The 25,611-nt window shown below is 44.3% G+C and carries 26 protein-coding genes, 1 tRNA gene and 2 pseudogenes; all 29 read left to right on the top strand.

Translation table 11 applies throughout. The features are described from left to right. The first annotated feature begins 302 nt into the window (after nucleotides 1-302). The 29 genes and pseudogenes from spoIVA (at nucleotide 303) to ACBP55_RS23450 (ending at nucleotide 25,580) form a co-directional block, all read left to right on the top strand. Nucleotides 303-1,782 (top strand): annotated as a pseudogene (spoIVA, locus tag ACBP55_RS23590) (stage IV sporulation protein A). Nucleotides 1,783-2,028: 246 nt separating this feature from the next. Next, the gene (locus tag ACBP55_RS23585; protein ID WP_029193008.1) at nucleotides 2,029-2,301 is read left to right on the top strand and encodes an HU family DNA-binding protein; all 273 of its coding nucleotides are present in this window, start codon (nucleotides 2,029-2,031) and stop codon (nucleotides 2,299-2,301) included. A 154-nt stretch (nucleotides 2,302-2,455) separates the two neighbouring features. Next, nucleotides 2,456-2,529 (top strand) — tRNA-Pro (locus ACBP55_RS23580). A gap of 95 nt (nucleotides 2,530-2,624) precedes the next feature. Then, nucleotides 2,625-3,551 (top strand): phosphatase PAP2 family protein, encoded by a 927-nt coding sequence (locus ACBP55_RS23575; RefSeq protein ID WP_268615740.1) that lies wholly within the window; start codon nucleotides 2,625-2,627, stop codon nucleotides 3,549-3,551. A 78-nt stretch (nucleotides 3,552-3,629) separates the two neighbouring features. Next, a complete protein-coding gene (gene mtrB, locus ACBP55_RS23570) occupies nucleotides 3,630-3,878 on the top strand; it encodes a trp RNA-binding attenuation protein MtrB (RefSeq protein ID WP_173184547.1) in 249 nt (82 codons plus the stop codon). A 123-nt stretch (nucleotides 3,879-4,001) separates the two neighbouring features. After that, the gene (locus ACBP55_RS23565) at nucleotides 4,002-4,535 is read left to right on the top strand and encodes a hypothetical protein (protein ID WP_173184549.1); all 534 of its coding nucleotides are present in this window, start codon (nucleotides 4,002-4,004) and stop codon (nucleotides 4,533-4,535) included. 96 nt (nucleotides 4,536-4,631) lie between these two features. Next, complete coding sequence (locus ACBP55_RS23560; RefSeq protein WP_464645361.1) at nucleotides 4,632-5,498, top strand: heptaprenyl diphosphate synthase component 1; 867 nt, start codon at nucleotides 4,632-4,634, stop codon at nucleotides 5,496-5,498. An 18-nt stretch (nucleotides 5,499-5,516) separates the two neighbouring features. Next, entirely contained in the window at nucleotides 5,517-6,266 is a 750-nt protein-coding gene (locus ACBP55_RS23555; protein WP_029193012.1) for a demethylmenaquinone methyltransferase, read from the top strand. A 6-nt stretch (nucleotides 6,267-6,272) separates the two neighbouring features. Beyond that, complete coding sequence (locus tag ACBP55_RS23550; RefSeq protein ID WP_464645360.1) at nucleotides 6,273-7,148, top strand: UbiA-like polyprenyltransferase; 876 nt, start codon at nucleotides 6,273-6,275, stop codon at nucleotides 7,146-7,148. Beyond that, on the top strand, nucleotides 7,145-7,756 hold the full coding sequence (locus ACBP55_RS23545) for a UbiX family flavin prenyltransferase (RefSeq protein ID WP_173184553.1): 612 nt from the start codon (nucleotides 7,145-7,147) through the stop codon (nucleotides 7,754-7,756). Before ACBP55_RS23550 ends, ACBP55_RS23545 begins: the two co-directional genes overlap by 4 nt. After that, nucleotides 7,737-8,600: a menaquinone biosynthetic enzyme MqnA/MqnD family protein gene (locus ACBP55_RS23540; protein WP_464645358.1), complete on the top strand. Its 864-nt coding sequence runs from the start codon at nucleotides 7,737-7,739 to the stop codon at nucleotides 8,598-8,600. The genes ACBP55_RS23545 and ACBP55_RS23540 overlap by 20 nt, the downstream gene beginning before the upstream one ends. Next, nucleotides 8,597-9,574, top strand: coding sequence for a polyprenyl synthetase family protein (locus tag ACBP55_RS23535; protein ID WP_464645356.1), 978 nt, complete (start codon nucleotides 8,597-8,599; stop codon nucleotides 9,572-9,574). Before ACBP55_RS23540 ends, ACBP55_RS23535 begins: the two co-directional genes overlap by 4 nt. Before the next feature lie 125 nt (nucleotides 9,575-9,699). Next, nucleotides 9,700-10,143, top strand: a complete 444-nt coding sequence (gene ndk, locus ACBP55_RS23530; RefSeq protein WP_029193017.1) for a nucleoside-diphosphate kinase — start codon at nucleotides 9,700-9,702, stop codon at nucleotides 10,141-10,143. 126 nt (nucleotides 10,144-10,269) lie between these two features. After that, on the top strand, nucleotides 10,270-11,052 hold the full coding sequence (locus ACBP55_RS23525) for a CheR family methyltransferase (protein WP_464645353.1): 783 nt from the start codon (nucleotides 10,270-10,272) through the stop codon (nucleotides 11,050-11,052). Between the two features lie 74 nt (nucleotides 11,053-11,126). Continuing rightward, nucleotides 11,127-11,291, top strand: coding sequence for a hypothetical protein (locus tag ACBP55_RS23520; protein ID WP_164826741.1), 165 nt, complete (start codon nucleotides 11,127-11,129; stop codon nucleotides 11,289-11,291). A gap of 310 nt (nucleotides 11,292-11,601) precedes the next feature. Beyond that, nucleotides 11,602-12,765, top strand: coding sequence for a chorismate synthase (aroC, locus tag ACBP55_RS23515; RefSeq protein ID WP_464645351.1), 1,164 nt, complete (start codon nucleotides 11,602-11,604; stop codon nucleotides 12,763-12,765). A gap of 1 nt (nucleotide 12,766) precedes the next feature. Next, entirely contained in the window at nucleotides 12,767-13,861 is a 1,095-nt protein-coding gene (gene aroB, locus ACBP55_RS23510; protein ID WP_464645349.1) for a 3-dehydroquinate synthase, read from the top strand. A 3-nt stretch (nucleotides 13,862-13,864) separates the two neighbouring features. Next, complete coding sequence (gene aroH / locus ACBP55_RS23505; protein ID WP_464645347.1) at nucleotides 13,865-14,251, top strand: chorismate mutase; 387 nt, start codon at nucleotides 13,865-13,867, stop codon at nucleotides 14,249-14,251. A gap of 288 nt (nucleotides 14,252-14,539) precedes the next feature. Further along, nucleotides 14,540-16,087, top strand: coding sequence for an anthranilate synthase component I (trpE, locus tag ACBP55_RS23500; RefSeq protein ID WP_464645345.1), 1,548 nt, complete (start codon nucleotides 14,540-14,542; stop codon nucleotides 16,085-16,087). Between the two features lie 27 nt (nucleotides 16,088-16,114). Then, nucleotides 16,115-17,156, top strand: a pseudogene (gene trpD, locus ACBP55_RS23495) (anthranilate phosphoribosyltransferase). Next, entirely contained in the window at nucleotides 17,146-17,943 is a 798-nt protein-coding gene (trpC, locus tag ACBP55_RS23490) for an indole-3-glycerol phosphate synthase TrpC (RefSeq protein WP_464645344.1), read from the top strand. Before trpD ends, trpC begins: the two are co-directional and overlap by 11 nt. A 24-nt stretch (nucleotides 17,944-17,967) precedes the next feature. Then, nucleotides 17,968-18,666 (top strand): phosphoribosylanthranilate isomerase, encoded by a 699-nt coding sequence (locus ACBP55_RS23485; protein ID WP_464653392.1) that lies wholly within the window; start codon nucleotides 17,968-17,970, stop codon nucleotides 18,664-18,666. Beyond that, nucleotides 18,663-19,859: a tryptophan synthase subunit beta gene (gene trpB / locus ACBP55_RS23480; protein WP_464645342.1), complete on the top strand. Its 1,197-nt coding sequence runs from the start codon at nucleotides 18,663-18,665 to the stop codon at nucleotides 19,857-19,859. The genes ACBP55_RS23485 and trpB overlap by 4 nt, the downstream gene beginning before the upstream one ends. A gap of 3 nt (nucleotides 19,860-19,862) precedes the next feature. Next, nucleotides 19,863-20,678 (top strand): tryptophan synthase subunit alpha, encoded by an 816-nt coding sequence (gene trpA, locus ACBP55_RS23475; protein ID WP_464645340.1) that lies wholly within the window; start codon nucleotides 19,863-19,865, stop codon nucleotides 20,676-20,678. Between the two features lie 17 nt (nucleotides 20,679-20,695). Continuing rightward, nucleotides 20,696-21,796, top strand: a complete 1,101-nt coding sequence (gene hisC, locus ACBP55_RS23470) for a histidinol-phosphate transaminase (protein WP_464645338.1) — start codon at nucleotides 20,696-20,698, stop codon at nucleotides 21,794-21,796. Between the two features lie 24 nt (nucleotides 21,797-21,820). Then, complete coding sequence (locus tag ACBP55_RS23465) at nucleotides 21,821-22,909, top strand: prephenate dehydrogenase (RefSeq protein ID WP_464645336.1); 1,089 nt, start codon at nucleotides 21,821-21,823, stop codon at nucleotides 22,907-22,909. 165 nt (nucleotides 22,910-23,074) lie between these two features. After that, the gene (locus ACBP55_RS23460; RefSeq protein ID WP_464645334.1) at nucleotides 23,075-23,938 is read left to right on the top strand and encodes a polysaccharide deacetylase family protein; all 864 of its coding nucleotides are present in this window, start codon (nucleotides 23,075-23,077) and stop codon (nucleotides 23,936-23,938) included. Between the two features lie 424 nt (nucleotides 23,939-24,362). Further along, nucleotides 24,363-24,944: an RNA polymerase sigma factor gene (locus ACBP55_RS23455; RefSeq protein ID WP_029193030.1), complete on the top strand. Its 582-nt coding sequence runs from the start codon at nucleotides 24,363-24,365 to the stop codon at nucleotides 24,942-24,944. A 6-nt stretch (nucleotides 24,945-24,950) separates the two neighbouring features. Continuing rightward, on the top strand, nucleotides 24,951-25,580 hold the full coding sequence (locus ACBP55_RS23450; protein WP_464645332.1) for an anti-sigma factor family protein: 630 nt from the start codon (nucleotides 24,951-24,953) through the stop codon (nucleotides 25,578-25,580). Nucleotides 25,581-25,611 lie beyond the last annotated feature (31 nt).

Here is a 25,611-nt window from a genome sequence, read left to right as displayed (position 1 = left end):
GCAACCTCTTACAGAAATCTGTAAGAGGTTTTTTTAGATTTTCAGAATAACCGATACAAGTCAATCATATATTTTCTCAATGTGGTGAGACTTTGATCTAGCGTCAAGGTCCCCTAAATATGGTTCTATAAGGAAAGCCGTATGTGCTTCATAAAATATGAGCGTCAAAAAAAAGATTATACGCATCTATCATATTTCTATCGAAAGTACATATATTTCTTACTAGTCCAAATGAATGTACGAGTAGTCAATTGTTACCGTCACAAAAGTCAGTTGACGACCAAACTGTAGGAGGGATTCTCTTGGAGAAAGTGGATATCTTTAAGGACATTGCAGAACGAACGGGAGGGGACATTTACCTGGGGGTTGTCGGAGCGGTCCTGGACAGGAAAATCAACCTTTATTAAGCGTTTTGTGGAATCTGTAGTGCTTCCTAACATTCAAAGTGAAGCGGATAGGATCCGGGCTACCGATGAACTCCCGCAGAGCGCTGCTGGCCGCACGATTATGACAACGGAGCCGAAATTCGTACCGAATACGGCGGTCCAAATTTCGGTGGCCGAAGGGCTGAATGTGAATGTTCGCCTTGTTGATTGTGTAGGTTACGCAGTCGATGGCGCCAAAGGCTATGAAGACGAGAACGGACCGCGGATGATTAATACACCTTGGTTCGATGAACCGATTCCATTCCAGGAAGCAGCTGAAATCGGAACACGCAAAGTCATTCAGGAGCACTCGACACTCGGTGTTGTTGTAACTACCGATGGTACGATTTCTGATATACCGAGGTCTTCGTACGTGTTGGCAGAAGAAAGAGTCATTAATGAGCTGAAAGAAGTAGGCAAACCTTTCATTGTTATCATTAATTCACAGAAACCGAATAGCGAGCCTGCGCTTGAGCTGCGCAGCGAGCTGCAAAGCCGCTACGACGTCCCTGTTGTAACAATGAGTGTAGCAAGTGCAGGCGAAGAGGAAATGGTCTCTGTGCTGCGTGAAGTGCTCTATGAGTTCCCTGTTCATGAAGTGAATGTGAACTTACCAAGCTGGGTAATGGTTCTGGACGAGAATCATTGGCTGCGGACTCAATTCGAAGCTTCCGTGCGTGATACGGTTCAAGATATCAGACGCTTGCGCGATGTTGATCGTGTCGTCAGTCAATTCGCTGAATACGAGTTCATTGATAAAGCCGCTTTGGCCGGACTTAATATGGGGCAGGGTGTAGCGGAAATTGACTTGTTTGCGCCTGATGAGTTATACGACCGCATTCTAGTCGAAGTTGTCGGGGTAGAAATTCGCGGCAAAGATCATCTTCTTCAGTTAATGCAGGATTTCACGCATGCGAAACGAGAATATGATCAATTCGCTGAGGCGCTTGAGATGGTGAAAACGACAGGCTACGGCATAGCGCCTCCGACGCTCGCTGAGATGGCTTTGGATGAGCCGGAGTTAATCCGTCAAGGATCTAGGTTCGGTGTCCGTTTACGGGCTACAGCGCCGTCTATTCATATGATTCGTGTGGATGTAGAGTCGGAGTTCTCACCGATTATAGGTACGGAGAAGCAAAGTGAAGAACTTGTCCGCTATCTCATGCAAGATTTCGAAGACAATCCGCTTAAAATATGGGAGTCCGATATATTCGGAAGATCGCTTCATTCGATTGTTCGCGAGGGGATTCAAGGGAAGCTTGCCCAGATGCCGAACAATGCGCGTTATAAACTGCAAGAGACGCTTGGCCGAATTATTAACGAAGGATCTGGCGGTTTAATTGCTATAATTTTGTAAATATGTAGACAAAAAACACTCAAAAGAGTGTTTTTTGTCGTTTAATAGCAAAAATACCCACATAATTTGGTAAGCGATACTTGAAATTGCTGTCGGAGTGTATTACTATAAATTTATTCGTCTGCTTTCGAAGTTCATTTTTACTAAGAAAATCAACGATTTTTCATTGGATAATGTATATTTTCTGAAGAAACGGTGAAAACAGGAAGTAACGGAAGTGAGAAATCTTGGGGGGAGGTGAATGGCATGAATAAATCTGAATTGATTAACAAGGTTGCTGAAACCTCTGAGCTTTCCAAGAAAGATGCAACTAAAGCAGTTGATGCTGTTTTTGATGCAATTTCCGAAGCGCTGCAAGGCGGGGATAAAGTACAACTAGTTGGATTCGGTAACTTTGAAGTTCGTGAACGTTCTGCTCGTAAAGGACGTAATCCACAGACTGGTGATGAGATCGAGATTCCAGCAAGCAAAATTCCAGCTTTCAAACCTGGTAAAGCACTTAAAGATGGCATTCAATAATCGCGTTTTACATACTATTGAACGTTATATAACAACAAAGCCGTGACCGCTAATAGCTGTCGCGGCTTTGTTTATTGCTAATAGAAAATGCCTTTACAATTCCAAAATCTCCTACTATAATTACAAAAGTGAATAAGTAAACCTAAGCTACAAACGGGGTATGGCGCAGCCTGGTAGCGCGCACCCTTGGGGTGGGTGAGGTCGCACGTTCGAATCGTGTTACTCCGATTATGAAAAAGACATCGAAAGTCCGATGTCTTTTTCTCATGAGAGGCTTGTTCCAAAACAGATAGAACTTCTTAGAAGATGTAGGGGGAACGGTCTTGAATAAGTTGAAACTGAACGCGCTCGTGAAATCGCAAGATTGGACGATGTTTGGCATTATCGCTTCTATTTACTTGGTTTGGCGCATCGGTACGGTTGGGAATTGGAGTAAGGAATGTTGGATCCTGCTATTAATTTGTTTGCTAGGTATCCGTAAAGACCAAGTTGACGTGGATTGGAAGCGTTTCTTCCTATTTGGTATTCCTTTATTAGGGGTATTTTATTACTTCTATGGGACGGGAAATGGTTTCTGGTGGAGAATCGCCAATTGGATGTTTGAAAATAACCGCCATCCTTGGCATTGGGATGCGTATATGAACGCAATTCCGTTGAATACGGGCGGATGGGCGAGGTGGATTGCATCCCCTTTTCTAGATAAAGCGATGGTTTGGATTTATAACTACGGCTTTGTCTTATCTTTGTGGATCTGCATTGTTCGGAGCTTCTGGACACGCAGCATTAAAAAAATGCTTTCTTATGCCTTATCCGGCCACATGCTGCAATTCCCGCTTATTTTGCCCTTCTACAATTTAATTTTGCTGCATGAAGTTTGGTATGTGAATAAGCAGCCTGACTTATTGCACCGTGTTTTTACGGATGAAAACTCTTTACTTGTGGCTACGATGAACTGTTTCCCAAGTATGCATACTTCCATCTCTTTTGCTATGCTTCTTCTCGCCCTGCGAGAAAAGGACCGTATATTCAAAACGATGATGGTCACCTACTGCGCGGCAATCATTTTCTCAACCTTGTACTTACAAATTCATTGGCTGATCGATGTATTCGCAGGTATGTTATTTGCATTTGGTACGGTCAAGCTATCTGATTTACTCATACGGATAGGATCCAAGAACATGCTGCCAACGACATTTAAGAAATTTTACCAAAAGGGAACGAAAGCAGCCTCCAATGAGATAACAATTTAAGGCCGGTTGACTTCCCGATACCTTTTTTGGCATCATGAAGATTAGGATTGTAGTTTAGGGCAAGAACGGAGGATGGAAATGGATCAATCGAATAAATCGAATAATCCGAATACGAACGGCAATGAATATTTCGTTATTAAAGCCAAGGATAATGGTGTACATGTTATCGGGCTGACCCGTGGTCAAGATACTCGCTTTCATCATACAGAAAAGCTGGACAAGGGCGAAGTTATGATTGCTCAGTTCACGGAGCATACATCCGCAGTAAAAGTTAGAGGCAAGGCAATTATAATGACCAAGTACGGTACAATTGACACAGAAGAATAATTTATAATTGTTAAAGCAGGCATAGCCTGCTTTTTTTCTTTGTAGAATGATGTATAGGGCTTGGAACTACAGAATGCTTAGTTAACTCGTTTGGTGCTTGCAAAGTGTAGGAGGTGCTTGTTCATGAAATGGTCGATGCGTATTGTGTTGACGTTAGGTCTATCTATTATTATAGTCGTCTGTCTATCTCTACTTCCTAAGATGGATCGTTCCACAGGGTTAGGTTCGCCTTATAATTGGTCAAGCAATCGTGCAGGGGAGCTAACAAATAATAATATGGTAGATTTACTGGTGCAAGTCCCACTTCACCTGCGGATTCGCAAAGTTGAGCTGAGCAACTCCCGCATGTCCCTTGATTTGAGCTTACCGAAAAACGCGGATTCTGCCGCCGTCTATCGAGATTTGTACACAATCGCACAAACCATGATCACGAAAACGAAAAATGTTAATCAAATATGGGTTCGTGTCATCGATTATTCGGGCGTTACAGATTCAACATCTACACAGCTTGTGCTGGCTATGGTTGCAGAGCGCGAATATGGGAAAGATATGGAGAAGAACGCGAATGAACTCAGCCTTATTCAACTTGAACAGCAATTACAAAACCGTTTTCGTATCACATACACCTCTAAATGGCAGCAAAGATATCCCTTATAATTAAATGTGCTTCTATTTACGTGTTATGATATAATGACTTGAATTGAGCATGTTTTGAACATAAATGATTTGGCACACGGTTACGGAGGCTTTTGCATGAATTCTTATCGGATCCCAGAGATCGCTAAGCAATACACAGAGTATGATATGATTCAAAATCACACAGACTTGCCCGATTTTCCGGAGCTTCGCACACGTCTGTTGTTTGCATTCTTGAACGGAAACAGTAAGTTCAGTTCTTCAAGCGAGTTGTATACGCTAGCTACGTCGCTTGTTCAACTAGCGCTTGATACCCATGATTTGGTTACAGCATCTAATGATGTCAAAGAGAAAAAGGCAGCAAGATCTAGGCAATTAAAAGTTCTTGCAGGGGATTATTTCAGTTCCCGCTTTTACAATCTCCTTGCACAGGCAGGCCAGATCGAGATGATTAAACAATTGTCGAATGCAATCTGTGAAGTCAACCGGCTCAAGATGAATATCTACATGAAAATGAAGCAATTGAAATTGACGGCAGAAGATTACATCCACCTAACCGTGGAAATTAAATCTCAGCTGTTTTTGTCTTTCTCTGACTTTATGACTGAGGTGTATGATCAAGCATGGCCGGATATTTTGAGAAGCTATGCCAAGTGTGAGGTTATTTTTGAAGAGATTTTCCGCTTAGAATCTGCGGCGAATTTCAGGGACAGCTGGGGATTCTGGCACATTCTTCAGCATGGTACGAAGGAAGAACGGAAGCAACTGCATGTGGATGAATCCGATCAAACCAGACTTCGTACACTCATTCATAAATATAATATTACTTCGCAGCTTTATCAGATGCTGGACTCCCACACCAAGCAGCTGCAGTCCAAAGTACAGCAACTTGAATCGGATAAACTAATAAGTGAACTGTTTCACATTGGAGAGCCGTTTCTTCGATTCTCAGCGAAGCAGCCCAAAGTGCTAGAAGAAATTTGAGGTGACATCCAGATGAATATGACAAAAACAAATAGCAAAACAAATACGACCAAAACCAAAGAAGAGTTCGTTCACTCTGTCTTTGAAAGTATTGCGCCCAAATATGATCTTATGAATAGTATCCTAAGCTTCCGTAGGCATAAAGCATGGCGTAAATTCACAATGAAGAAGATGAACGTTCAGCCGGGTGAAACAGCTATCGACCTGTGCTGCGGCACATGCGACTGGACGATCAGTCTCGCTCAGGCAAGTGGAAGCGGTAAAATGGTTGGGCTGGATTTTAGCCAAAACATGCTGGATTACGGTGCAGAGAAAATCAAGCAGCTTCACTTGGATCAGCAGATTGAGCTCATTCAAGGCAATGCGATGAGTCTTCCGTTTGACGACAACACGTTTGATTACGCAACGATCGGATTTGCTCTTCGTAATGTACCCGATTTGGAGCAGGTCATCCGTGAAATGCAACGTGTCGTTAAGCCCGGAGGGCTAGTTGTGTCTCTAGAGCTCTCCAAACCAACTTGGCAGCCGTTCAAGTCCATTTATTATTTTTATTTTCAACGTGTACTGCCTTTTTTGGGCAAGCTAATTGTAAAGAAGTACGAGCAGTACAAGTGGCTACCGGAATCATTAATCCATTTTCCAGACCATAAACAGTTAGCCGCTATTTTTACGAAACAAGGATTGGAGCATGTAGAGGCGTACCCATTAACAGGTGGGGTTGCTGCCTTGCATATAGGTACTAAGGGGAAAACGAAATCAGGAGTGTAGTCAGCTATGTTTACTAAATTGAAAATATTTTTGGAAATGATTAAATTTGAGCACAGTGTGTTTGCCTTGCCTTTTGCCTTCATGGGAGCCATTCTAGGCTCAGTCGTATTAAATGGACATCTGCCTAGCTGGGCCCAGATCGGTTGGATTACGCTTGCGATGGTTGGAGCGAGAACTTCAGCGATGGCCTTGAATCGTGTGATTGATAAAGCCATTGATAAAAGAAATCCAAGGACGGAGAATCGAGCCATACCCGCGGGTCTTATTTCTATTCAACAGGTTATTATTTATATCATTATCTCGTTTGCGATGCTTTTCTGGGCAACCTCTAATTTAAGCTCTTTATCCATGAAACTGCTGCCAATTGCAGTGTTTTTTCTTGTCTTTTACTCGTACACCAAAAGGTTTACATGGACTTGTCACTTTGTCTTAGGTTTGACCTTAGGATTAGCTCCACTTGGAGGCTGGGTTGCCGTAACCGGTCAATTTACATGGTCTTCGATTATTTTTTACTTGACAGTAGTATGTTGGAGCGCAGGTTTCGATTTGATTTATGCTTGTCAAGATGCCGAGTTTGATCGGAATGAAGGTCTTCATTCCTTACCAAGCCGATTCGGGATTAAGGCTGCCTTGAATACCGCTCGTGTCCTCCATGTTCTTACAGCAGTTGGTCTAGTCACATTGTTTTTCATTACACATTTGAGTTGGTTCTATTTAATTGGACTCGTTATCGCTTATTTTATTTTGTACAAAGAACATCGACTTGTCTCACCGCAAGACTTGTCCAAATTGAACACAGCGTTTTTCACGATGAACGGTGTACTGAGCTTAGTGATGTTTGCCTTCACCTTACTTGATGTGTTAGTGAGTCAACATTCATGAGCGGCAATTGGGTAGTAGGGATTACTGGAGCTAGTGGTGCTATCTATGGTGTGCGGCTCAGCCAAGTACTGCTGGATCAAGGCTTAAATGTTCATCTAATCGTTACGGATGCAGGCTGGAGAGTACTGCATGACGAATTGGATTGGAACGCAGGCAAACGTCAAGAGATGCTGCAGGAACATTTTGGCGGCCGCGCAGGCTCATTTGACTATCATCCAATTGCTGATATTGGGGCAACCGTCGCAAGTGGTTCTTTTCGGACCAAGGGCATGGTTGTGATTCCTTGCTCAATGGGAACTTTATCAGGGATCGCTCATGGTTCATCTGATAATTTATTGGAGCGAACAGCGGATGTCATGCTCAAAGAAGGAAGAAAATTAATCCTGGTTCCAAGGGAAACGCCATTGCACGCCATACATTTGGAGAACATGCTAACCTTGTCAAGAATGGGGGTACGCATGCTCCCGGCAATGCCGGCCTTTTATAATCGTCCGCGTTCTATCGATGAAATGGTCGATTTTTTGGTGGGTAAAGTGCTGGATAGCATGGACATTGAACATTCCTTGTACCGAAGATGGGGAGATAACAATGAGCAACCTAGACCCTAAACTACGAATTGGCCGGATTAATTATACGAACGTTTGGCCGATCTACTATTACTTTCCCGAACTTATGAACAGCTCTGAGGTCGACATTATTGAACAAGTCCCAACATCCCTTAATCAAGAAATGGCTGCTGGTAACATTGACATGGGGCCTATTTCTTCCTTTGCTTACGGAGAATCCTTTGAAAATTACGTGCTTTACCCGGATCTTTCCGTTAGCGCCTATGGAGAAGTGAATTCCATTTTATTGTTCCATGAAAAGCCGTTACGTGAAATTGCGAATGGGCATATTATGTTGCCTACAACCTCAGCTACATCAGTGAATTTACTCAAAATCATTCTCCAAAAATTCTATAATGGGAACCCGACATATGAATATGCGAAACCTAATTTAGAAAAGATGATGGAAAAAGCAGATGGGGCTTTATTGATCGGAGACGATGCGATTAAAGAGAGTTGGCGCAATAAAACGTATATGATTACAGATCTTGGGCAAGAATGGGCCAAATGGACGGGACAATGGATGTCATTTGCCGTATGGGCGATTCGAAGAGAGACAACCGAGAAGTATCCGTTATTAGTTGCAGCTGCTTTTGAGGCTTTCATGGCAAGTAAAGCCAAAGCACACAAAAATCCGGAAGAAATGATCCGCGAAGCACAAAGTACAGTTGGTGGGACATCGCAGTATTGGCATCATTATTTTCATACGCTATGTTATGATTTTGCATCGGAACAATGGGAAGGACTTGCTACGTATTACAAGTACTGTTATGAGCTTGGTTTCCTGCCGAAGCCGGTAAGTATTGGTTTATGGTCAGAGAAAATGAACGCACGGGTGACAGAATGAAAAATCTAATGGAAATCTATACAAGAAAGAAAAAGGATATAGCTGCAATTGAAAAAGAGCTCGAGGAAAGCGTGTATACAGATCATGCGATGCTGCGGGAAACCTCTATGCATTTACTGAAAGCGGGAGGAAAGCGGATTCGCCCCGTCTTTGTTCTCCTTTCAGGCGAGTTTGGCAGCTATCGGCTCCAAACGATGAAGCATGTCGCGGTACCGCTCGAGCTCATACATATGGCATCGCTTGTTCATGATGATGTGATTGACGATGCAAACACAAGACGCGGACAATTGACGGTCCGATCCAAGTGGGATAATCGGATTGCCATGTTCACAGGGGATTATATTTTTGCCAAAGCTTTAGGGGTCATTACTCAAATTCATAAGCCGGCAGTCCATCAAATTATGTCTAAGGCCATTGTGGAGATGTCAATTGGGGAAATGGAGCAAATTCGTTTCTTTTTCCACTCAGAGCAAACCATTCGAGATTACCTATTACGGATTAGACGTAAAACGGCATTACTTATTGCCATTTCATGCCAATTAGGGGCCATGGCAACTGATGCACCTGATTGGATAAGCAACAAGCTGTATGCTTTTGGATATAACGTAGGTATGGCGTTTCAAATACGGGATGATATTCTGGATTTAATTGGCACGGAAAAGCAAATAGGGAAACCGCCGGGCAGCGATGTCAAACAAGGAAACATAACGATTCCAGTTCTGCTTGCCATGCAGGACGCATCCTTGAAGCCGCTCTTTTTATCAGAACTAGACCGTATACATAAGCTGGATGGACAAACCGATGTCACTCAATTCTTGGATATGATCCGTGGTAGTGAAGGCATAGATAAAGCAGATTTACTGTCTCAGAAGTATATTGATAAGGCCATAGCTTCTCTGGATAAGCTGCCAAATGTTCAAGCCAAGAAAGATCTCATTGAAATTGCACATTTTATCGGAAATCGTTCTTATTAATGGATTGTTCTTCGATTTGAGAAAAGCTGACAAAAAGTGTAAACTAGTGAAGAATACATAGATTGAACCAAGAGTAAGTTTATGCAGATGTTTTCTTACGGAAACTATAAGGAGGAAGTCCTTACATGGAAAAAACATTCTTGATGGTTAAACCGGATGGCGTACAGCGCGGCCTTGTAGGCGAAATTGTAAAACGCTTTGAACAGAAGGGCTTTCAATTAATCGGCAGCAAGCTAACGGTTATTTCGAGAGAGCAAGCCGAACTTCACTATGCGGAGCATAAAGGTAAAGACTTTTTCGAAAGACTTGTGACATTTATTACGTCTGGACCTGTATTCGCGATGGTGTGGCAAGGGGAACAAGTCATTGCTTTATCCCGCACGATGATTGGGAAAACGAATTCTCTTGAAGCTGCTCCGGGAACTATACGTGGTGATTATGCTGTACATACGCATTTAAATCTCATTCATGGTTCGGATTCACCTGAGAGCGCTGAGCGCGAAATTAGCAATTTCTTTAAATCGGACGAGCTTTTTGAATACAGTAAAGTCATTCAACAATGGATTTAGTTCAACCAATGAAGGAACCTGACATCATAACGGATGCGGGTTCTTTTTTTTGTCGTATTATAAAGGATATTGGCATTTGCTTACAGAATGTATGTTAACAGAAATTGACCAAGGTGGGTGGACAGCATGGAAGATCAAGATTTTTTGTTATTTATTAAAAAAGTAAAAGAACACACGTCCATTGATCTTGCTCTTTATAAAGAAGCGCAAATGAAAAGACGTTTAACAACTCTACGAATGAAGCGTGGTTATAATACGTTTGTCGCTTTTTTTGATGCGATGATGAAGGATAAAGAACTATTCTATGAATTTTTGGATCGTATGACGATTAATGTTTCTGAGTTCTGGAGGAATCCGAATCGTTGGGAGCTCGTTGAGCAGAAATTTGTACCCGAGATGTTGAAGAAGAACAGACGCTTGAAGGTATGGAGTGCGGCTTGTTCAACAGGGGAAGAGCCTTATACGCTAGCGATGATACTGGCAGAACAGGGGGCGCTTAATGATGCCCATCTACATGCGACGGATATTGATGATGGCGCCTTGGAAAAAGCACGCAAAGCGATTTACCTCGATCGTTCATTGCGAGATGTGCCTGAGAAGTATGCAAAGAAATATTTCCGACAAGAACAAATGATGTATCATATTACGGACGATCTGAAAAAATCTATTAAATTTCAAAAGCAAAACCTGCTTGTCGATACATTTGATACAGGGTATGATCTCATCGTTTGCCGTAATGTGATCATTTACTTCACGGAAGATGCAAAGCATCTCCTGTACCAGAAATTTTCTAAAGCGCTGAAACCAGGCGGTTTATTGTTCGTTGGGTCTACAGAGCAAATATTCTCTCCAGGACAATATGATCTAGAACCTGCAGACACTTTCTTTTATCGCAAAAAGGGTGTATAAGATCTTCCATTAATTCCAATACTAAGATGTACGATGCAAGTTATTGCTAAGGCAATATCTCTTAGGAGGCAATTATGGACAAACGCAAAGTGATTACCGCTTATCGCAGGGGAATGATCTCCATTCAGGAATGTGCGCAGATTTTGGGTGTGGACTCGTCACAGATCGTGGGTCTCATGAATGATCCACAGCTCTCCGAACTCCCAAGGGTCGTCCAAAAGCAGCCTATGCACGGGTAATCTTTGCTCATGACTAGATGTAGACACGCTCTCGCTAAGGGGATTCTCCCTTACGTGCGAAGCGTGTTTTTGCGTTTGTGCTGTTGCCAAACCCGAGTACCTATACTATAATGACAAAAGATAATCGCGCGTCAAAGCGCTAAAGTGTTTAATAAAAGCAACATCTTAAAAGCGGATGCTTATGAAGTTCGTATTGCTAAGCCAATCATTATAGTTAATACTTACGAGGTTAGTATTATTTCGTAATACTCAAAAGTGTATGCTTACGAAGCTTGTGATGCTTCGCAAAACTCATAGGGGGTAACAGATAGTGAGATATTTAACAGCAGGTGAAACGCACGGCCCGCAGCTGACTGCGATTATTGAAGGGTTTCCAAGCAATGTAACTCTAAACTTTGAGGATTTGAACTTCCAATTACATAGACGCCAAAAAGGCTATGGCCGCGGTCGTCGGATGCAGATTGAGAAAGATACAGCAACCATTGCAGGCGGAGTACGCCATGGCAAAACCACAGGAGCTCCAATCGCGCTTGTTGTAGTTAATAACGACTGGAAGCATTGGACAACGGTAATGGGAATTGAGCCGGTAGAAGAGGATAATGAAGGCAAGCGTCGTGTAAACCGTCCTCGTCCGGGACATGCGGATTTAAACGGCGGACTCAAATATAATCAAAAAGATTTGCGCAACATTCTTGAGCGTTCAAGTGCGCGTGAAACAACGATGCGTGTAGCAACAGGCGCTGTAGCACGCCAATTGTTGGCTGAGTTCGGCATTAAAGTAGCAGGACAAGTTATCCGTATCGGTGATGTAGAAGTAGAGCGTCAAGAGCTTCCAGTCGATGAACTTATTCGCATCACAGAAGAATCTCCGGTACGTGTAGTTGATAAAGAGGCAGAAGCCAAAATGATCGCCGCGATCGACGCAGCCAAGGAAGATGGAGATACACTTGGCGGGATCGTTGAAGTTATCATAGAAGGCGTTCCTGTAGGGCTTGGCAGCCATGTACAATGGGATCGTAAGCTGGATGGTAAAATCGCGCAAGCGGTTCTTTCCATTCAAGCCTTCAAAGGTGTTGAATTCGGAATCGGCTTCGAGGCTGCAGAGCGTAGAGGCTCCAATGTTCATGACGAAATTTTATACACAAAAGAAGATGGCTTTAGTCGCAGAACGAATCGCGCAGGCGGATTCGAGGGCGGAATGACAACGGGTGAGCAAATCATCGTTCGTGGTGTCATGAAACCCATCTCGACACTTTATAAACCGCTGCAAAGCGTAGATATTGATACGAAGGAAGTATTCACAGCTCAAGTGGAGCGTTCTGACACTTGTGCGGTCCCAGCTGCAGGAGTAATTATGGAGAATGTAATTGCTTGGGAAGTAGCAAATGCTTTCTTGGACAAATTTGGAGGAGACTCCATCGAGGAAATTCGTGCGAACTTAACCAATTTCTTAGCCCAAGTGGAGAGCTACTAATATGAGAGAGCTCACCGTAGATCTTGGAGAACGGTCTTATCCTATTTATATCGGCCAAGGCATTCTTAATGATATCACGGCTCTGTTTGACCGGGCGAAGCTTAGCCGCAAGTCGCCGCTACTCGTCGTCACCGATGAATCGGTGGCTGCGCTGCACCTGGAGCGCGTCATGACGCTGCTCCGTGAGGGCGGCTTCGCCGCCACGGCCTGCGTCGTGCCCGCAGGCGAAACCACCAAATCCCTCGCGCAGCTCGAGGGAATTGTCACCACCGCCCTCCAGGCGGGCCTCGATCGCAGTTCTGCGATCGTCGCCCTCGGAGGAGGCGTGGTCGGCGATCTCGCCGGCTTCGCTGCGGCGAGCTTCATGCGCGGGATCCGCTTCGCGCAGATCCCGACAACGATCCTTGCCCACGACAGTTCCGTCGGCGGCAAGGTCGCGGTCAACCATCCGATGGCGAAGAACATCATCGGGGCGTTCCACCAGCCCGAGCTCGTTCTCTTCGACATCGACTTGCTGCTAACATTGCCGCCTCGCGAGGTGAAAGCGGGCCTCTCGGAAGTAATCAAGCATGGCTTGATCTGGGATGCTGCATTCACGCAGTGGTGCGACGACAATGCGGAGAAGCTGCTTGCCTTAGATCCGGAAGCGCTCAGTTATGCGCTTTACATAGGTTGTAAAGTCAAGTCTATCGTTGTTTCTCAAGATGAGCGTGAGAATGATTTGCGTGCCATCTTGAATCTCGGTCATACGATTGGTCACGCCTTGGAAGCAGTCGCTGGTTATGGCGAGCTACTGCATGGTGAAGCGATAGCAATCGGTATGGTGGGGGCTGCAAAATTAGCTCAGCAGTTCGGTTATTCCGAGGACATCCACATGGTGACGAAGGCGCTTTTCGAGAAATATGGATTGCCCGTCAGCATTCCGTCTCATTTGGATACGGATAGCATCATGAGCGCGATGATGCATGATAAGAAATTCAAAGAAGGCACAATGGTCTACATCATCCCAACGGAAATCGGTAAAGTAGAAATCCGTAAGGATGTTACGGTAGAGCAAGTCAGACAAATTGTTGAGCTTTTAAAAGGGGAGAGTTAGCCGATGTTCTTAAGGGGAATTCGTGGAGCGACGACGGTTGAACACAATGAGTCTCAGGAGATTTTAACCGCTACCGGTGAACTGCTTGCAGCAATTGTAGATGCCAATGATTTTCGTCCAGAAGATATTTGTTCAGTTTTCATTACAGTAACAGAAGATATTACGGCAACATTCCCTGCCCGTGCGATCCGCACGATGGTAGGTTGGGAATTAGTCCCATTAATGTGTTCACTGGAAGTACCGGTTGAGAACGCATTGCCCAAATGTATCCGTTTAATGGTGCAGGTGAACACAACCAAAAGCCAAGCTGAGATCAACCATATTTACTTGAAAGAAGCTAAGGCGCTGCGACCTGATATTGTTAAATTGACAAATGAAGCAACACGGTAGTATAGTGTGAGTAGATGAGTTTAGGTAAGTAGAGAAGCATTTAGTCGAGTAGAGCTTAGCCCAGTTGAGATGAGAAAAGGTAACATAGGTTTGTATGAAGATAAGAGCGACTCTATTCGAGGGCGTCTGTTTGTTCATACATAGCCATGGCTTCTTTTTTCATATTCCATTGAACTTCTACTTTAACTAAAGCAACCTCTACTTCGGTAGAGGTTTTTTTGTCATTCGAATAGAGCTTTCTGCACCACTGAGATCGACGAGTCGCACAAGCTGAGAGGGGATGTTTCCATGTATACACCTGAAATTCAAGAAGTTATTCGTTTGGCCAAAAATTATAATCTCATTCCTGTCGTACGTCATTTGTTAGCAGATACTGAAACCCCGATACGTGTATTTCAACACCTTTACCAAGAACCGCGTGCATTCCTCTTAGAAAGTGTTGAGGGCGGCGTGAAATGGGCCCGATATTCTTTTATCGGCAGCGATCCCTTCTTGATGATTAAAGCGAAGCATGGGAAGACCATGGTTGAAACACAAACCGAGAATAAGGTTTTAGACGAGAAACCAATCGATGTGTTGAAAGCCTATCTAAGATCCTACTCCAGTCCTCAGCTTGCGGACTTGCCACGTTTTACAGGCGGTGCTGTCGGGTTCTTCGGATACGATTTGCTTCAGTACTACGAGAATCTCCCTGCTCATCAAATTGATGACTTACAAATGAATGACATTCAATTCATGTTCTGCGATCAAGTCATTGTGTTCGATCATTTCAAACAGCAGATCAAAGTGATTGCAAATGTGCATGTTCAACCTTTTGCTACGGATGCTGAGATTGTAAAAGTGTATCATGCGACTTGTGAGAAAATTGATGCCACCATCGAGAAGATTAAGCGTCCACTTGGGTCCGATACGATGACTCACAATCCGATTGTGTCTGAACCGGATCTCGGCGATATTCGATCCAACATAACGAAAGAAAAGTATATCGCCAATGTGAATAAAGCGAAGGAATACATTAGAGCCGGTGATATTTTCCAAGTCGTGTTGTCGCAGCGTTTTGAAATGGAAACGAATGTTTCACCTCTGCAAGTGTATCGAGTACTGCGTACGATGAATCCTTCTCCCTATATGTACGTGCTCAAAATGGATGATGAAGTCGTCGTTGGCACATCGCCGGAGCTGTTGGTTCGCGTTGAAGAAGAGAAAGTAGAGACGCGCCCAATTGCGGGTACAAGACCTAGAGGGAAGACACCAGAAGAAGATCTTGCCCTGGAAAAAGAATTGCTCGCAGATGAGAAAGAACGCGCTGAACACTTGATGCTGGTGGACTTAGGTCGCAATGACATCGGACGTGTATCCGAATTCGGAACTGTGAAGTGCGATACTTTCATGGACATTGAACGGTATTCACACGTCATGCATATCGTTTCAAACGTTTCTGGTAAAATTGCAAAAGACAAAGATTTCTTCGATGCTTTTCTTTCCTGTATGCCTGCAGGGACGGTGTCTGGAGCGCCGAAACTGAGAGCGATGGAGATTATTGCTGAGCTGGAGCCAGAATCTCGCGGTGCTTATGCCGGAGCGATTGGTTACTTAGGATTTTCGGGGAATTTGGACACTTGCATTACGATCCGTACGATTATTTTCAAAAAAGGCAAAGCCTACGTGCAAGCCGGAGCCGGTATTGTATGGGATTCAGTTCCTGAAAGTGAATACCAAGAGACGGTAAATAAAGCGACAGCTTTGCTCAAATCAATTCGGATGGCAGAGGCTATGTTCAGCCCAGAGCCTAGACCAGTTAGCGATATTAACAAAGATTACTTTGTAAACTCTTAAGGAAGAGAAGGAGAGGAGACTCTAGTCATGAGTGGACTTATTCATATACAGCAAGCGCTCGGGAAAGTCGTTAGCGGTAGTCATTTGTCGCGTGAGGAAGCGCGCGGCGTCATGTCAGAAATCATGGATGGTGCTGCGACTCAGGCTCAAATCGGCAGTCTGCTTACCGCACTTCGAATCAAGGGAGAGACGCTGGAGGAGATTACGGGCTTCGCTGAAGCGATGCGGAGCAAAGCGGTTCAGGTCAATGTACGCCAGAATGATCTGCTGGATACATGCGGAACTGGCGGAGATGGGGCAGAAACGTTCAATATCTCCACAACGGCAGCGATCGTCGCATCTGCTGGGGGGATTCGCGTAGCGAAACATGGCAATCGGGCGATGTCGAGCAAAAGCGGAAGCGCAGACGTCCTAGAAGCTCTAGGTGTGAAGATTACGTTAAGCGGAGAGCAAGCGGCTAAATGCTTAGACAGAACAGGCATCTGCTTCATGTTTGCCCAGGCGTACCATCAATCCATGAAGCATGTAGCGGCACCTCGGCGTGAGCTAGGCTTCAGAACCGTATTCAACTTGCTTGGGCCATTAACTAATCCAGCGGGCGCTGACCGTCAAGTGCTTGGTGTATTCGACAGCACGAAGACTGAGTTAATTGCGCAAGCGCTGCAAGCCCTTGGACTGAAACGAGCTTTGGTTGTAGCAAGCGAGGATGGCTTGGATGAGTTCAGCATATCAGCGCCTACGAAAGTAACGGAACTGAAAGCTGACACCATTCGTACTTATCTCATTACTCCGGATGAACTTGGCTTACGCTCACATAGTATCAAAGACGTAGCGGGTGGAGATGCGATATTAAACGCTGAAATCATTCGTCATATTTTTGCTGGCGAGAAGGGACCTTACCGCGATATCGTACTTGCAAATGCTGCAGCCTGCTTCTATGTGACTGGGCAAGTCGGAACCCTTCAACAGGGTGTGAAATTAGCGGTCTGACGTCATTGATTCCGGTCGTGCGGAACAAAAATTGAATGAATTAATCCAATATACAGGAGAACTTTGCCATGTTTCTTGATAAAATTGTTGCCACTAAGCGGGCAGAGGTTGAAGCGATGAGCAGCTTTTCAATCAAGGATGCTGAGAGGTTAATCTCGGACATGTCTCCTTGTTTAGGCTTTGAACAAGCGTTAACTACACGGAAAAACCGTGAAATGGGTTTAATTGCCGAGGTGAAGAAGGCCTCCCCGTCCAAAGGATTGATTCGCGATGATTTTGAACCGGTTCTTTTGGCGGAAGCCTATGAAAGGGCTGGCGCAGATTGTATCTCCGTTCTGACGGATGTGGACTACTTCCAAGGCAGTAATGAGTACTTGAAAGCCGTTCGTAAAGCAGTGAATGTGCCGTTACTTCGTAAAGATTTCACCATTGATCCGAAGCAAATTTATGAAGCGCGTTTGATTGGCGCCGATGCTATCTTGCTGATTGCAGCCATTTTAACGACAGATCAAATGAAGCAGTATCTGAAGCTAGCTAAAGATCTTGGTTTAGATGCACTTGTTGAGGTCCATGATCGTGAAGAGCTTGAACGTGCGCTGGAACTGGATACGCAATTGATAGGCATCAACAATCGGAATTTGAAAACATTTGTTACCGACTTAGGCACAACAGAGGAACTGATTCAATTCATTCCCGCAGGGAAAACTGTCGTCAGTGAAAGTGGCATTTCTACGGTCAAAGATATGACTTATTTACAGCAAGTTGGTGCTCAAGCCGTTTTAATCGGTGAGCACTTCATGCGACAACCTATTGTTGAGCAGGCCGTTCATGATCTGATGGGTACGAGGGTTCAAAGGGCGAAGTAGTTGAAGAAGAAAGAGGCGAATTTGATGGCTGTGGGGACGGTTCCAACGGTAAAAATTTGTGGACTTCAAAGCGTTGAAGTGTTAAAATCAATCGTGCATTTGCCGATAGATCATATCGGTTTTGTTTTCGCACCGAGCAAGCGGCAAGTCACGGCAGAGAAGGCGGCAGAACTGATTTCTTTTTTGAAATCAGAAGAGGCAAATGGTGCGTCTGTCCCACTAACTGTAGGGGTATTCGTTAATCCGAGCAAGGAGGAGTTAACGGACATTCTGGAGGTGGTTCCACTTGATGTCGTTCAGTTACATAGTCAGGAAACACCTGACTTTTGCCGATGGGTTCGAGAACATTTTCAGGTGCAAGTGTTCAAATCCGTTTCGATTTCCAAAACAGAAAACAGAATCCCCGATTTAGAGGATGTAGCCGCGCAGCTTGACCCTTATATTGGGACTGTCGATGCTGTTTTATTGGATACGTTCGACCCTGTATATGGGGGAGGATCAGGCAAAACCTTTGCTTGGGACTGCATTCCTGTTTATCAGGAGTGGGCGCGTTCAGCGGGAGTAGCGCTGCTTGTAGCAGGCGGACTACAACCTGATAATGTTGATCAACTAGTAACAGCCTATTACCCCGATGGCGTAGATGTTTCCAGCGGCGTTGAGACCGATGGCGTAAAAGATATAGCCAAAATTACAGCATTTGTGGAAAGGGTGACTCGAAAGTGACGCAAGTACCTGACCAGCACGGCAGATTCGGCAAGTTCGGCGGCCGTTATGTTCCCGAGACGTTGATGAATGCTCTGATTGAGCTTGAAGAAGCTTATGAACAATATAAAAATGATCCTGAATTTATTGCCGAGGTGCGCTACCTACAAAAACAATATTCAGGCAGGCCAACACCGCTTTATTATGCAGAGCGACTTTCTGAGCTCTTGGGCGGAGCCAAAATTTATTTGAAGCGTGAGGATTTGAATCATACAGGTGCTCACAAAATTAATAACACCATCGGGCAAGCGGTTCTCGCTAAACGGATGGGAAAGAAGAAGATTATTGCGGAAACTGGAGCTGGGCAGCACGGTGTTGCATCAGCAACGGTTGCTGCGTTAATGGGATTTGAGTGTAAAGTATTCATGGGCGAGGAAGACACGAAGCGTCAGCAGTTAAATGTTTTCCGGATGAAATTGCTTGGCTCTGATGTCATACCTGTTACGTCTGGTACACGTACACTGAAAGATGCTTGTAATGAAACGCTTCGTTACTGGGTTAGCAACGTTCAGGATACTTATTATATCCTAGGGTCCGTTACAGGACCGCATCCTTATCCCATGATGGTACGTGATTTCCAACGTGTCATTGGCGATGAGTCACGTGAGCAAATTCTTGAAACTGAAGGCCGATTGCCTGATGCTGTCATTGCTTGCGTAGGCGGGGGCAGTAACGCCATGGGTATTTTCTACCCGTTCGTCCAAGACGAATCAGTGAAACTGATTGGCGTGGAAGCGGCTGGCCGCGGTATTCATACCGAGGAACATGCTGCTACAATGACCAAGGGAACTCCAGGTGTTTTCCAAGGCTCACTTAGCTATTTGCTGCAGGATGAGTATGGTCAAGTTCTGCCGGCACATTCCATCTCAGCAGGCTTGGATTATCCTGGGATTGGACCGGAGCATTCCTACCTCAAAGACATCGAGCGAGCAACGTATTATCCGATAACGGATCAGGAAGCACTAGACGCGCTTCAGCTGCTTAGCCGCACGGAAGGAATCATTCCAGCCTTAGAGAGTGCACATGCCATTGCTCAAACGGTTAAAATAGCTCCTACCATGTCCAAGGATGAAATTATTATCGTAAATCTTTCCGGACGCGGCGATAAAGATGTTGAATCCATCATGAGCTATCTTGACATGGGGAGGGAATAAGCGATGAACCGTATTGATAGTCGATTTGCCGAGCTCAAAGAGCGCGGAGAAACAGCGATGATTCCTTTCTTGACCATCGGGGATCCTTCCCTAGAAGCATCCCTTGAGCTTATTCTTGAAATGGAACGTGCAGGCGCCGACTTGATCGAATTAGGTGTACCTTATTCCGATCCTTTAGCTGACGGTCCTGTGATTCAACGTTCCTCTGAACGTGCTTTACAGCGCAAAATTTCCATTTTTGATGTCATGGACGTCGCTCGTCAGGCAAGAAGCAGAGGTTCTAAGCTGCCTTTTATTCTTTTTACGTATTATAATCCAGTGTTACAAATTGGACTGGAACGTATTTTCAAAGCGATGCAGGAGAATGAAATCAGCGGCATCATTATTCCTGATCTTCCGTTGGAGGAAGACAGTGAGACAAGAGCGATTGCTGAAGCAAATGGGATTCATCTTATCCCGCTGGTTGCACCAACGTCCAATGAGCGCGTTAAGCGAATTGCAGCTGGAGCTCGCGGATTCGTTTACTGTGTGTCATCGTTAGGCGTAACCGGTGAGCGAGCCGAATTCTTCGGAGGCATTGAGGAATTCCTTGCAACCGTACGGGAAGCAGCCAGTGTTCCGATTGTCGTCGGCTTTGGTATTTCGAATCGTGAGCAAGTTAAGCGCTTTGAGAGTCTTTGTGACGGTGTCGTAGTAGGCAGTGCGATCGTACGAACGATTGAGAACGTACTGCCTCATCTTGAGGCTGATGCTGCACACCCGGAAGGACTCTTGCAAATTCGTAACTTTGTGGGACAATTAAAACGTTCGGATAACTAATTGACGAGGTGACTATCATGAAACCGAAACAAACGATTGTACATTTACCTGTCTATCAACCAGGTAAGCCTATTGAAGAAGTGAAACGTGAGCTAGGTTTGACAGAAGTGATTAAGCTGGCATCGAACGAAAACCCTTTCGGCTCTTCGCCCAAAGTAAAAGCTGCGATAGAAGCGGAATTATCCAACATCAGCTTGTATCCTGATGGGGGAGCTGTGCAATTGACAGAAGCGGTTGCTGAATCCCTTGGCGTGGCAACGAATCAGCTTATTTTTGGCGCAGGTTCTGATGAAGTTATTCTGATGCTGGCACGGGCTTTCCTTGTTCAAGGTGACGAATCCGTTATGGCTTCACACACGTTCCCTCAGTACAAGCATAACTGTGAAATCGAAGGGGCTCTGTCCATTGAGGTTCCTTTGAAAGAAGGAACACATGATTTGGATGGCATGCTTGCTGCCATTACGGAACGTACGAAAATCCTTTGGATTTGTAACCCGAACAATCCGACAGGGACGATGAATACCGATGCGGAGATTAAGGCGTTTTTGGCCAAAGTTCCAGATCATGTTATCGTCGTTCTTGACGAAGCTTACTGCGAGTACAACACGACAGGCGAATTCCCGGATAGCATAGAACTTATTGGTCAATACCGCAATGTCATAGCGCTGCGTACTTTCTCGAAAATTTATGGGTTGGCTTCTCTGCGAATTGGTTACGGGATCGGACATCCAGATGTTATTCGATCCATTAATCAAGTGCGGGAACCTTTTAACACGACCAGATTTGCTCAAGCCGCTGCGCTTGCCGCAATTAAAGATCAAGATTTTATCCAAAGCTGCCGAGAAGCAAACACGGCTGGCTTGCAATACTTAACAGAAGAGTTTAACAAGATGGGTTTGCAAGCATTTCCGGCACATGGTAACTTCATCATGGTGAATGTTGGCAAGCCAGCAGCGGATGTATTTAATGGTTTGCTGCGCAGAGGTATCATCATTCGTGGTGGTCATATGTTGGGCTTCCCAACGTCGCTGCGCGTTACAATTGGTTCGCGCGAGCAGAATGAGAAATTCATTGCGGCTTTAACGCAAGTGCTTGCTGAGGTTGCAGTTCAGGCCTAATTTAAATCATAAAGGTTGATTTCATTGACGAAAATTGCGATATTCGGTGTAGGGCTGATCGGTGGATCACTCGCCCTATGCTATAAAGGAAAACCAGGATTTACAGTCGTCGGTCACTCGCCGAATCCGAAATCAGTTGAAAAACTTCTAAAACGGAATGTTGTTGATACGGCTACAACGAGTATGGCTGAAGCTGTAGAAGGTGCAGACTACATTTTTCTTTGCGTGCCAGTTGGTATGTTAGAGGAATATGTCCAGCAGCTCGTGCAGCTTCCTTTGAAATATGGTTGTATCATCACAGATGTCGGTAGTACTAAAGCTTCAATCACGGAGAGTGCAGCATCCTTTGTCAAGGAAAACGTCTATTTTATCGGCGGTCACCCCATGGCAGGTTCCGAACGTCATGGGGTGGAGGCAGTTTCCTCGCACCTGTTCGAAAATGCGTTCTATGTCCTGACACCGGCAGAGGGTACACCGCAAGCTGAGGTTGATCGTCTGACGGAACTGCTGAGGAAGACCAAGGCGCAAATTGTTCAAGTAGGTGCCCGGGAACACGATGACATCGTAGGTGCAATCAGCCATTTACCGCATATTATCGCGGTTGCTTTGGTAAATCAAGTAAGAGGCTATAACGAAACGAATCCGTTGTATCAAAATTTGGCTGCAGGCGGCTTCAGGGATATCACGCGTATCGCTTCCAGTGAACCGATGATTTGGCGCGATATTCTTGTTAACAATAAAGACGTCTTGCTTAAACTGCTCAAGGATTGGAATCTAGAAATGTCTCGCTTTATTAAGCTGCTGGAACAAAGTGACGGCGAAGGGATCGCTGAACAATTCCGTGCTGCAGGTGAGTTCCGGAGTCAATTGCCTGAACGCAGAAAAGGGATGATCACGTCCTTATTCGATATTTATGTAGATATTCCAGATCATCCTGGCATCATTGGCCAAATTACCACCTTACTTGGTAACGCTAAAATAAATTTAAGCAACATTCAAATTATTGAGAGTCGTGAAGATGTTCCCGGTGTACTCAGACTTTCATTTCGAAATCAGGAAGACGCCGATCGGGCATCCGGGCTGCTCAGTGGACCTTACGCTGTGCATGTATAACGCTCATCGTTTTATTATAAATAAGCTGTTTTCTTTCCTTTTTTGCACAATTCGAAAAGAGGAAAGGAGCAGCTTATTTTATTTTTATTAACAGATTCTCAAAGAAATAGCTTCGTGATATAATGACAATCTATTCATATATATATTACTTGTGGGGCGAACGTGATGAAGATTCAATTGTTATGGAAAAGTATGCTTATTTTGTTAATCGCTTTCATGAATTTCTTACCATCTTTAGTTCGAGCCAACGATGTTGTTTATTCAAATGAAGTTGTTGTTCTGGTTTATCACCATATCGATGATCAAGTACAGGGCTCCGTGACGATTTCGACAACGCTGTTCGAAAAGCAGTTGGAAGCTATGCAGCGGAAAGGCTACCATTTCATTAGCATGGATGAGTTTAAAAGCTTTAAGTCAGAGGGGGCGGCCATTCCCGACAATGCGGTACTTGTAACGTTTGATGATGGCTACAAAAGCTTCTATACCAATGCTTTCCCGATACTCAAAAAGATGAGAATTCCTGCTGTGAATTTCGTGATTACCAAAGATATGGACAACCCGGGTGGAACACTGATACCTTCTTTGTCTAGAGAAGAGATTAAGAAGATGAGAAAAGAGTTTGCTGGTATTGATTTTCAATGTCATTCGGATGCTCTGCATGCGATGAACAATGGCAAGCCTCTGTTAACCAACAAAATATCACAAAACGGTATAACAGAAACAGACGATGAATTCAAACAAAGAATCCTGAACGATACCCGTATAGGCCTTGCTAAACTCAATGAAGTGAATGGCTCAAAGTCCGTCGATTCCTATGCGTACCCTTTCGGAAGCTATGATGATCATACGATTACATATCTTCAGGAAGCAGGAGTTAAGTTTGCCTTTACAACTAAATCAGGTATAACTATGAAGGATACGGATCCTATGCAAATCCCACGTATCAATGCAGGAAGTCCTTTCATTCGGCCACATTCCATAAATAATTTGATTAAACAAGCCAAGAGGCATCAAATACAACCCATTTAATCTTAAAAAAATGAGTTGGTAAACGTTTTCAAAATAAGTATTGACAGAATGAAACCGTATACATATAATAAAAGTACAGTATGGTTTCTCTCCACTCCTATCCGATAATCGCACCATAAGTGCAACCGCCGATTCGGCGGTTTTTTTTTGTGTTTATGTACCATATTTTTCTGATTTTATTATATAATGGGAAGGAAAGTTTGTTGTGTGCATCTGACACGCTGCAAATTGAACTTTATCGAACAATTTGTCGAAACTAGCAGGAATTTCGTGATGAATCAAGAAGGTTTTATAGGCTCATATTTTATTCGTACATAAATTCATAATACTTTTACAAATAACCGCAACTTTTCACTCCTGCCGCAGTACAACATGTATGAGCAGTTGGAGTGGTACCCGGGATCGATAGGAGGGCCGCCACGTAATGACCGATTCCCAATTGATCAGAGAAATCAAGGATGGAAATGTTCAGATTTACAATGAACTTATGCGTCGTTACGAGCGTAAAATCCTTGCATTTATTTTTCATATGTTAAAGAATACGCAGATGGAAGCCATCGCTGAAGATCTGTGTAACGAAACTTTTTATAAAGCGTATCGCAGTTTGCATTCATTCCGAGAAATCGAGGCATCCTTTTCAACCTGGTTGTACACCATTGCCCGAAATACGGTTCTGAGTGAGCTGCGCAAAAATAAAAGCGTACAAGTGTCGCTGGAACAAAGTGGACTGACGCCACATGCATCCTTTGATGCCATGCCAGAGCAAGCTATGCTACGTAATGAGAAAGTGACTATGGTTCGCGAAGCTATTAATAGTTTACCAGAGAAACAACGATCGGCCTTGATCCTTAGAGAATACGATCAGATGGATTATCAGGAAATCGCGAACATTTTAGGTCAAACAGTGAGCTCGGTGAAGTCACTCTTGTTTAGGGCAAGGGCATCCGTTAAATTACAACTGGATCCTTATTTCAGTGAGCCGATATTCGAAGAATCGAAGGGATGAAAGAGCATGAAATGTAGTGAGATCCAGGAATTATTTGGAGTATATTGGGATTTGCCGAATGATGACCTGCGTCGTGCCGCGGTAGATGAGCATATTTTAACTTGTGCCGAATGTGCAGAAGAATTTCAAATATGGGAAGAAAGTACGATACTCATTCGTACTGCAGCGATCGAGAGTGAGCTGCCTGATTATGAGCCAATGGTTTCGGGTAAGGTTATGAATCGAATATACGAAAATGAGTCATGGCGAATTCCGGTTTCTGAACGTATGTATGCCATCTCTTACACGCTTAGACGGAATCTTACCGCAGTTATTGCTTTTTGTTTAGCCTTATTCGTGTTCAGCTTCTTATTTGCAATTGTGTATGATGGAACGCCACAATCTTCAATAGCAACGGCGGATAATTCTTTGTTTGATCTCCAAGCGCCGCAAGCCTTGAAGAGCAGCGGTACTGAATCGATGAATGGCCATAAGATGGGAGACGCGGTAGCGAGTCTGAATCCTAGTTTCATGGAACCTTTACGCTTCCACGTTGGACCTATTCACTCTTATCCACATTATTTACTGGTCGTTTCGATACTAGGTCTAATTGCAACAATTATTATTATGAATTGGTTGTCACGAACAAAAGCATAATGCTCCTGTAGGAGCATTTTTTATTTTATGG

The sequence above is a fragment of the Paenibacillus sp. WG02 genome, assembly GCF_055396115.1.
The sequence above is the reverse complement of the archived record's forward strand: the minus strand, read 5'-3'. Positions and strand labels throughout refer to the sequence as shown.

Excerpts from the sequence above, each read along its gene's own strand:
- trpC (WP_464645344.1), top strand. The coding sequence starts at position 17,146 with ATGTTTCTTGATAAAATTGTTGCCACTAAGCGGGCAGAGGTTGAAGCG.
- ACBP55_RS23540 (WP_464645358.1), top strand. The coding sequence starts at position 7,737 with ATGAGCAACCTAGACCCTAAACTACGAATTGGCCGGATTAATTATACG.
- ACBP55_RS23520 (WP_164826741.1), top strand. The coding sequence starts at position 11,127 with ATGGACAAACGCAAAGTGATTACCGCTTATCGCAGGGGAATGATCTCC.
- ndk (WP_029193017.1), top strand. The coding sequence starts at position 9,700 with ATGGAAAAAACATTCTTGATGGTTAAACCGGATGGCGTACAGCGCGGC.
- ACBP55_RS23485 (WP_464653392.1), top strand. The coding sequence starts at position 17,968 with ATGGCTGTGGGGACGGTTCCAACGGTAAAAATTTGTGGACTTCAAAGC.
- ACBP55_RS23460 (WP_464645334.1), top strand. The coding sequence starts at position 23,075 with ATGAAGATTCAATTGTTATGGAAAAGTATGCTTATTTTGTTAATCGCT.
- ACBP55_RS23535 (WP_464645356.1), top strand. The coding sequence starts at position 8,597 with ATGAAAAATCTAATGGAAATCTATACAAGAAAGAAAAAGGATATAGCT.
- ACBP55_RS23565 (WP_173184549.1), top strand. The coding sequence starts at position 4,002 with ATGAAATGGTCGATGCGTATTGTGTTGACGTTAGGTCTATCTATTATT.
- trpE (WP_464645345.1), top strand. The coding sequence starts at position 14,540 with ATGTATACACCTGAAATTCAAGAAGTTATTCGTTTGGCCAAAAATTAT.
- trpA (WP_464645340.1), top strand. The coding sequence starts at position 19,863 with ATGAACCGTATTGATAGTCGATTTGCCGAGCTCAAAGAGCGCGGAGAA.
- aroB (WP_464645349.1), top strand. The coding sequence starts at position 12,767 with ATGAGAGAGCTCACCGTAGATCTTGGAGAACGGTCTTATCCTATTTAT.
- ACBP55_RS23450 (WP_464645332.1), top strand. The coding sequence starts at position 24,951 with ATGAAATGTAGTGAGATCCAGGAATTATTTGGAGTATATTGGGATTTG.
- hisC (WP_464645338.1), top strand. The coding sequence starts at position 20,696 with ATGAAACCGAAACAAACGATTGTACATTTACCTGTCTATCAACCAGGT.
- ACBP55_RS23555 (WP_029193012.1), top strand. The coding sequence starts at position 5,517 with ATGACAAAAACAAATAGCAAAACAAATACGACCAAAACCAAAGAAGAG.
- ACBP55_RS23455 (WP_029193030.1), top strand. The coding sequence starts at position 24,363 with ATGACCGATTCCCAATTGATCAGAGAAATCAAGGATGGAAATGTTCAG.
- ACBP55_RS23545 (WP_173184553.1), top strand. The coding sequence starts at position 7,145 with ATGAGCGGCAATTGGGTAGTAGGGATTACTGGAGCTAGTGGTGCTATC.
- mtrB (WP_173184547.1), top strand. The coding sequence starts at position 3,630 with ATGGATCAATCGAATAAATCGAATAATCCGAATACGAACGGCAATGAA.
- ACBP55_RS23585 (WP_029193008.1), top strand. The coding sequence starts at position 2,029 with ATGAATAAATCTGAATTGATTAACAAGGTTGCTGAAACCTCTGAGCTT.
- ACBP55_RS23560 (WP_464645361.1), top strand. The coding sequence starts at position 4,632 with ATGAATTCTTATCGGATCCCAGAGATCGCTAAGCAATACACAGAGTAT.
- ACBP55_RS23550 (WP_464645360.1), top strand. The coding sequence starts at position 6,273 with ATGTTTACTAAATTGAAAATATTTTTGGAAATGATTAAATTTGAGCAC.
- aroH (WP_464645347.1), top strand. The coding sequence starts at position 13,865 with ATGTTCTTAAGGGGAATTCGTGGAGCGACGACGGTTGAACACAATGAG.
- ACBP55_RS23525 (WP_464645353.1), top strand. The coding sequence starts at position 10,270 with ATGGAAGATCAAGATTTTTTGTTATTTATTAAAAAAGTAAAAGAACAC.